The organism is Vineibacter terrae (assembly GCF_008039615.1).
Classification (GTDB): Bacteria; Pseudomonadota; Alphaproteobacteria; order Reyranellales; family Reyranellaceae; genus Vineibacter; species Vineibacter terrae.
Genome location: NZ_VDUZ01000110.1, coordinates 1 through 1,720, shown reverse-complemented (window position 1 = coordinate 1,720; position 1,720 = coordinate 1). Strand labels below are relative to the sequence as shown.

The following is a 1,720-nucleotide window of genomic DNA, read 5'->3' as shown; positions in this document are numbered from 1 at the left end:
AGCGAGGACCTCCTACCGGTTATCAAGGGGAAAATGGAGGGCAATAAGGGGCGCTTGTGGTTTGATGGCGGTCCCTTGCCGTGTGAGCGTAGCGCCGTGCTCGGCGCTGTCCAGGACGCTGCGCGCCGGCTGCGCCGGGGCCGCCAGCGGCCTCCTGGACAGCCCCTGCGCGCGACGCTCTGCCCGGCGGCAGGTCGGGACGGAGGGATGGCCTGGCGGTCGAACAAAGGGATGGCTGGCATGGCTCATGCGGCGGCCGCCATCGGTGCCGGCTGTGCATGGTCGGGGTCGAACAGGGTTTGCCGACGCAACAGGGTGCACAGCACGTAGAGCATGCGGTCGGCAACACTGCGCAGGGCGCGGCCCTGGCTATGTCCGCGTTGACGCAGCGCGTCGTAGCGCTGACGGCTGACCGGGTCATGTTGGGCGGCGGCTTTGGCGCAATGAAAGAGCGCGTTGCTCAGGCGCTTGTTACAGGCCAGGCGCCGGATCACAATGCAGCTCTTGCCGCTGCGGCGCGTCACCGGCGCGATCCCGCCCAGAGTGCGCAAGGCTTCGTAGTCTCGACGGCGCACAAGCTCTGGCGCCTCGGCGAGCAGCGTGGCCTGGACGATCCTTCCGACCCCCGGCAAGGAGCGCAGGATCGCCAGGTCGCGCTGCTCGAAAGGCTGCCCCGGCCCGTCCTCGGCCTCGAGCTGGGCGCACAGCTCGTCAAGGCGACGATGAGCGGCCTTGATCTGGCGTTTGATCAGCACCAGGCGGGCGACGAGGCTTTCGATATGGGCCCGCGCCGCCTCGGTGGTGCCGGCGGCGACCGCCAGCGGCGTGCGGCGCAGGATATCCAGGGCTTCGTCGGCCTGCAGGCGACGCACGCGATGGGTCTTGAAGAGCTGCGCGACGGTAGCCTGGCGCAGGCGGGCCGCCTTGGCTGGGGTCGGTGCCAGGCGCCACAACGCCACGAACCAGTCGGACGTCAGGTCGTCGGTCAGCTCCAGGGCCTGCGGGTAGTAGCGCCAGAGCTGCTCGCGCATGCGGTTGACCAGGCGCTGCTGCTCTTGCTGCAGCTCCTCGCTCAAGCGCGAGAACTCGCGCAGCTCGATGACCAGCGAATGCTCGACCGCCAGACGCCGCAACAGGTGCCGGTCGGTGCGCACGGCATCGCCCAGCACATACGCATCGCGGCTGTCATCCTTGGCGCCGGCGACGCTGAAGCGGTCGCGGAACCGGTCCAGCTGCTTGGGGTTGATGGCATAGACGGCAAAGCCTTGCTCCAGCAGCGCCTCGACCACAGGTCCATGCGGCACTTCGATCGCCACCGCGATCCGCGACGCCGGCGCCCCCGTCACCGCCAACAACCAGCGACACAACTCCGCCAGCGCGGCGCCGCCATGCGGGACATCCCGCTCGCCGATACAGCGACCCGTGCCGTCCAGCAGACAAACCCGATGCTTCTCACTCGCCCAATCAATCCCGACAAACCATTCCAGTGTTTCCATTGCCCTCACCTCATCATGCGGCGGGCCTGCCACGACGTGCGTCTGTCCCTGTACTGGCGCTCCAGGCGCAAACCTCCTACTGGACGTCCGTCATGGCCCACTCTGCCGGGGCACGGATCCTCGCTTGGTGCTCTGGGCACTGGATCAATGGGTGGCTCCCGGCAGGCGGCCCGACCCGGTCACTCTAGACCGGGCCTCTTGCGCTTCAACTGGTACAGGGATCT

Annotated in this window: 1 protein-coding gene; it reads right to left on the bottom strand. The window is 68.1% G+C overall.

Annotated features, from left to right (window positions below; translation table 11 throughout):
- Nucleotides 1-245: 245 nt before the first annotated feature.
- Nucleotides 246-1,496: an IS110 family RNA-guided transposase gene (locus tag FHP25_RS40415; protein WP_147852677.1), complete on the bottom strand. Its 1,251-nt coding sequence runs from the start codon at nucleotides 1,494-1,496 to the stop codon at nucleotides 246-248.
- Nucleotides 1,497-1,720 lie beyond the last annotated feature (224 nt).